The organism is Streptomyces sp. SID5910, from assembly GCF_009862125.1.
Lineage (GTDB): Bacteria > Actinomycetota > Actinomycetes > Streptomycetales > Streptomycetaceae > Streptomyces.
This window is the reverse complement of the sequence record NZ_WWHX01000341.1, coordinates 1-5746: the sequence shown is the minus strand read 5'-3', so window position 1 is coordinate 5746 and position 5746 is coordinate 1. Positions and strand designations below refer to the sequence as shown.

The following is a 5746-nucleotide window of genomic DNA, read 5'->3' as shown; positions in this document are numbered from 1 at the left end:
CAGAAGACCGCCAGATCCCGCCCCGTGGAGAACAGCCCCGCATGCCCCGCCACCCCACCCAGCGCCCAGGCGTTCTCGTCGTGGACGACCCCCCGCAGCATCCCCCGGTCCGCCTTCGCCCACGGCCGCCGCTGGTCCTCCGTCGCCGCCGCCCCCGGACACGGCCCGAAGCGCGTCGCGGTCATCCCCAGCGGCCGCGTGATCCCGTCCCGCACGAGCACGTCGAGGCGCCGCCCGCTCACCCGCTCCAGCACCTGCTGGAGGAGCAGCATGTTCAGGTCGGAGTAGCAGTACGTCCCCGGCACCCCCACCGGCGGCTCCGCCCGCAGCCGCCGCAGCCGTTCCTCACCGTCGGCGCAGTCGTACAGCGGCAGTTCGGGCCGCAGCCCCGAGGTGTGCGTGAGCAGTTGCCGCACGGTCACCCCGTACGCCGCGGCCCCGCGGAAGTCGGGCAGGTACGCCCCCACCTCCGCGTCGATGCCGAGCGTCCCGCGCTCGATCTGCTGCACGGCGGCGACCGCGGTGAACAGCTTGGTCAGCGACGCCAGGTCGAAGGGCGTACCGACGGTCATCGGCACCCGCGCCCCGGCCGGCAGCTCCACCCCCGCGTCGGTGCCCGGGTCGTACGACGCGTACCGCACGGCCCACCCCGCCGCCTCCTCGACGGCGAGCACGGGCCCGCGCCCCACGGCCACGACGGCACCGGCGGCCCAGGGCCGCTCGCCGGCCGTAAGCGCGTGCACGTCCGCGACGACAGCACGGAGCTGCCCGGGATCGAGCCCGGCCCGCTCCGGTGTGTCGGCCCGCAGTCTCGGAGCGCTCAGCTCCCCACCTCCTTCTCCGCAGCACCCGCAGCCCCCGCAGGCCGGCACATCCCGAGGAAGAACCCCAGCGCCACCACCCCCGCCCCCAGCTGCACGATCGCCATGGGCAGCGCGGTGTCCTTCCCGGCGATCCCGACCAGCGGAGAGGCGACGGCCCCGATGAGGAAGGAGGACGTGCCGAGCAGCGCCGAAGCCGACCCGGCCGACTGCTTGACCCGCATCAGCGCGAGCGCCTGCGTGTTGGGCAGGCTGATCCCCATCGCGGACATCAGCACGAACAGCGCCCCGGCGATCGGCGCGAGCCCGACGTCGCCGAAGACGCCGAGGGCCATCAGCAGCAGCGCGGTCGCGGCGGCGATGACGACGAGGAGGCCGACGCACAGCACCCGGTCCAGGCTGACCCGCCCGACGAGGATCTTGCCGTTGATCTGCCCGACGACGACCAGGCCGATCGAGTTGAGCCCGAACAGCAGGCTGAAGGTCTGCGGGGAGGCGCCGTAGATCTCCTGGACGACGAACGGCGAGGCCGAGATGTAGGCGAACAGCGAGGCGAAGGCGAAACCGCCGGCGAGCATGTACCCGGTGAAGGCCCGGTCGGCGAGCAGGCCGCGCATCGAACGGAGCGTGTCGCCGACCCCGCCGGAGTGCCGTTCGGCCTCGGGCAGCGTCTCGGGCAGCTTGGCCCACACGACCCCGCCGAGCAGCACCCCGACCACGGTGAGCACCACGAACACGCCCCGCCAGTCCGTCACCCGCAGGATCTGCCCGCCGATGAGGGGCGCGACGACGGGGGCGACGCCGGAGATCAGCATGAGGGTGGAGAAGAACCGGGCCATGGCCACACCGTCGTAGAGGTCGCGTACGACGGCCCGCGCGATGACGATGGCGGCGGCCCCGGCGAGGCCCTGCGCCAGCCGGAAGGCGACCAGCAGCTCGACGGTGGGCGCGAGCGCGCACAGGGCGGTGGCGACGACGTACACGGCGAGGCCGGTCAGCAGCGGACGCCGGCGGCCCCACCGGTCGCTCATGGGCCCGACGACGAGCTGGCCGAGGGCCATGCCGGCCAGGCAGGCGGTGAGCGTGAGCTGGACGGTGGCGGCCGGCGCGTGCAGGGACTCGGTGACCTCCGGCAGCGAGGGGAGGTACATGTCCATGGCCAGCGGCGGGGTGGCGGTGAGGCCCCCCAGGACGAGCGTGACGAGCAGCCCGGCACGCCGCGTATCAGGTGATGCGGCGTTCGGCTGTGCGGCGTTCGACAGCTCGGCGTTCGACTGCTCGGCGTACGACTTCTCGGCGTTCGACGCCGACGCGTCCGGTATCGACGGCCCGCGCTCCGGCATGCGCCCCTCCCTCTTCGACGGATCCGGCACCTATGCTCTCAGCTCGTACGGGCTGGTCCGAACGTGAGCGAGGGTGGGGACAGGGTGGCCGAGCAGAGGGTGCGCTGGGGGATTCTGGCGACCGGTGGCATGGCGGCGACGTTCACCGCGGATCTGGTCGATCTGCCGGACGCGGAGGTCGTGGCGGTCGCGTCGCGGACGGAGGCGTCGGCGAAGGCGTTCGCGGAGCGGTTCGGGATACCGCGGGCGTACGGCGACTGGGAGTCGCTGGCACGGGACGAGGACGTCGACGTCGTCTACGTCGCCACGCCTCACGCGTCGCACCGGGCCGCCGCGGGCCTGTGCCTGACGGCGGGCCGGAACGTGCTGTGCGAGAAGCCGTTCACGCTGAACGTGCGCGAGGCGGAGGAGCTGGTCGCCCTCGCCCGGGAGCGCGGGGTCTTCCTGATGGAAGCGATGTGGATGTACTGCAATCCGCTGGTGCGGCGCCTGAAGGCACTGGTGGACGACGGCGCGATCGGCGAAGTGCGCACGCTCCAGGCGGACTTCGGGCTGGCGGGCCCGTTCCCGCCGGCGCACCGGCTGCGGGACCCGGCGCAGGGCGGCGGCGCGCTGCTGGACCTGGGGGTGTACCCGGTGTCGTTCGCGCAGCTGCTGCTCGGTGAGCCGGCGGAGGTGACGGCGCGGGCGGTGCTCTCGCCGGAGGGCGTCGACCTCCAGACGGGCGCGCTGCTCTCGTACGACGGCGGCGCGCTCGCCTCGCTGCACTGCTCCATCACGGGCGGTACGCCCAACACCGCGTCCGTCACCGGCTCGGAGGGCCGCATCGACATACCGGGCGGCTTCTTCGCCCCGGAGCGCTTCGTGCTGCACCGGGACGGCCGCGACCCCGAGGAGTTCACGGCCGACCCGGCGGACGGCCCCCGGGTCAGCCTGCGGCACGAGGCCCGGGAGGTGATGCGGGCGCTGCGGGCCGGTGAGACGGAGTCGCCGCTGGTCCCGCTGGACGGCACGCTCGCGGTGATGCGGACGCTGGACGCGATCCGCGACCGCGTCGGCGTCCGCTACCCGGGCGAACACACCACCGCGCACACCACTGGACAGACGGCCGACCACCCCACCGACCCGTCCGCGCCCCGCGAGGTCACGCCGGCTTGAGCCCCTGCTCCCCCACCTCCGTGACGAAGGAGGCGGCGGTCGTGAGCGGCGCGCCCTCGGTGGTCACGTGGGACACCGTCTTGAAGTCGGCGCGCGCCAGCTCACGGCCGAGGGACACCGTCGCGTAGCCGCGCAGGCCGTTGTAGAACCTGAGGTGCGGGTTGGCGGCCATGTAGGTGTCCCAGTTGGACGGCTTCGCGGAGCCGTCGCCGCCGCTGGTGACGGACGAGGTGACGATCTCGGTCCCCAGGGTCCGCGAACCGGGGTCGGAGAAGTCGCGCTTGATGTCGAAGCCGTAGTGGACGTGCACGTCGCCGGTGAGGACCATCAGGTTCTCGACACCGGCGGCCTGCGCACCGGCCAGCACGCGTTCGCGGGAGGCCGGGTAGCCGTCCCAGGAGTCCATGGAGACCTTGGACGGCGTGGTGGTGGAGCTGTACCGCTGGGCGAAGGTGACCTGCTGGGGCACGACGTTCCACACGGCGTCCGAGCGGTGCCAGCCGTTGATCAGCCAGCGCTCCTGGGCGTCGCCGGTCAGCGTGCGCGAGGGGTCCTCGGACTCGGGTCCCGGGTACTGCCAGCCGTCGCCGTAGGCCTGGTCGGAGCGGTACTGGCGGGTGTCGAGCACGTCGAACTGGGCGAGGCGGCCCCAGTGCAGGCGCCGGTACAGCCTGAGGTCCGGCCCGTCGGGCAGCTGCGGGCGGCGCAGCGGCATGTTCTCCCAGTAGGCGCGGTAGGCGGCGGCCCGGCGCAGCAGGAACTCCTCGGGCGGGACGCTGTTCTCCGGGGTGTCGCCCGCGTAGTTGTTCTCGGTCTCGTGGTCGTCCCAGGTGACGACGAAGGGGTGCGCGGCGTGCGCGGCCCGCAGGTCGGGGTCGGACTTGTAGAGGGCGTACCGCAGGCGGTAGTCCTCCAGGGTCACGGTCTCGTGGTTGAAGAGCGAGGGCAGGGTCCCGGCCGGGTAGGCGCGGGAGCCGCCGACGGCGTTCACGGCGTACTCGTAGAGGTAGTCGCCGAGATGGAAGACGACATCCACGTCCTCCTCGGCGAGGTGCTTGTACGCGGTGTAGTAGCCCTGGTCGTAGCGCTGGCAGGAGACCAGGCCGAAGGTGAGCTCGGCGCTGCGGCTGCCCGCCGGGGGCGCGGTTCGGGTGCGGCCGACGGGGCTGACGTGGCGGCCGGCGCGGAAGCGGTAGTAGTAGACGTGGCCCGGGGCGAGGTGGCCGACCTCGACGTGGACGGTGTGGTGGAACTCGGGGTGGGCGGTGGTGGTGCCCCGTCTGACGACGCGGCGGAAGCGTTCGTCGAGGGCGAGTTCCCAGCCGACGTCGACGCGTTTCGCGGGCAGTCCGCTGTCGGCCTGGTAGGGCGCGGGGGCGAGGCGTGTCCACAGCAGGACGGAGTCGGGCAGCGGGTCGCCGGAGGCGACGCCGAGCGTGAAGGGGTCGCCGGGCAGCCGGGCGGGGTCGAGTTCCGCGGCGCTCGCGGTGCCGGCGGCGGGCAGGTTCACGGAGAAGGCGAGCGCGGCGGCGGCGCCGGTGACGGTCAGGAAGCGGCGGCGGCCCAGGTGGCGGGCGGCGGCGCGGAGTTCGGGGGCGTGCGGGGGCCGGGCGGCGGCCTGGGCGCGGCTGGTGGCCTGGTGGTTCGCGGGTGTCATCCGTTCCTCCCCTTGCGGTGGGTGCAAGGGGCATTCGAATGGCCCGGGACGACGTCACCTTGGCGCGAGCATGACGACCCCGTGGCGGACGGATGAGTTCCGCATGATCCCCCGCCCCACCCCCACGCGTACGCTGCGGCCTCATGAACACCGTGAGAACCGCTGACGAGGGGACGTACGACATGACGACCGGCCGCGAGGGGCGCGAGGGGCGCGAGAGGATCGCCGTGGTGACGGGCGCCGGTTCCGGCATCGGCCGCGCGGTCGCCGCCGAACTGCTGCGCGCGGGCTGGACGCTGGCCCTGGCGGGCCGGCGCACCGAGACCCTGGAGGAGACGGCCGCCCTCGTCCCCGGGAGCACCGCCCTCGCCGTACGGACCGACGTGTCACGGCCCGAGGACGTGACGGCCCTGTTCGCCGCCGTACGCGAGCGCTTCGGACGCCTGGACCTGCTGTTCAACAACGCCGGGACGTTCGGCCCGGGCGGCGTGCCGGTCGAGGAACTGCCCTACGACGCGTGGCGGCACGTGGTGGACACCAACCTCAACGGGGCGTTCCTGTGCGCGCAGGCGGCGTACCGGCAGATGAAGGAGCAGGACCCGCAGGGCGGCCGGATCATCAACAACGGCTCGATCTCCGCGCACACGCCCCGCCCGCACTCGGTGGCGTACACGGCGACCAAGCACGCGCTGACGGGCCTGACCAAGTCCCTCTCCCTGGACGGCAGGCCCTACGGCATCGCGGTCGGCCAGATCGACATCGGCAAA

At 73.3% G+C, this 5746-nt stretch carries 5 protein-coding genes; 2 read left to right on the top strand and 3 right to left on the bottom strand.

Going from position 1 to position 5746, the window contains the following annotated elements; genetic code table 11:
• A partial coding sequence (locus GTW67_RS11785) for a serine hydrolase (RefSeq protein WP_161164751.1) occupies positions 1–743 on the bottom strand: 743 nt, incomplete at its 3' end.
• Positions 744–820: 77 nt separating this feature from the next.
• Positions 821–2164, bottom strand: coding sequence for a multidrug effflux MFS transporter (locus GTW67_RS11780; protein WP_237518795.1), 1344 nt, complete (start codon positions 2162–2164; stop codon positions 821–823).
• A gap of 84 nt (positions 2165–2248) precedes the next feature.
• Here GTW67_RS11780 and GTW67_RS11775 point away from each other — a divergent pair, with 84 nt between their 5' ends.
• Positions 2249–3322 (top strand): Gfo/Idh/MocA family oxidoreductase, encoded by a 1074-nt coding sequence (locus GTW67_RS11775; protein WP_161164750.1) that lies wholly within the window; start codon positions 2249–2251, stop codon positions 3320–3322.
• On the opposite strand, the gene GTW67_RS11770 is transcribed toward GTW67_RS11775, so the two are convergent.
• Positions 3309–4979 carry an alkaline phosphatase D family protein gene (locus tag GTW67_RS11770; protein WP_161164749.1) on the bottom strand — a complete coding sequence of 557 codons (1671 nt, stop codon included), beginning with the start codon at positions 4977–4979 and terminating at the stop codon, positions 3309–3311. The genes GTW67_RS11775 and GTW67_RS11770 overlap by 14 nt on opposite strands.
• 182 nt (positions 4980–5161) lie before the next feature.
• Between GTW67_RS11770 and GTW67_RS11765 the strand changes: the two genes are divergently transcribed.
• Positions 5162–5746, top strand: a 585-nt coding sequence (locus GTW67_RS11765) for an SDR family oxidoreductase (protein WP_161164752.1), incomplete at its 3' end; no start/stop codon positions are given.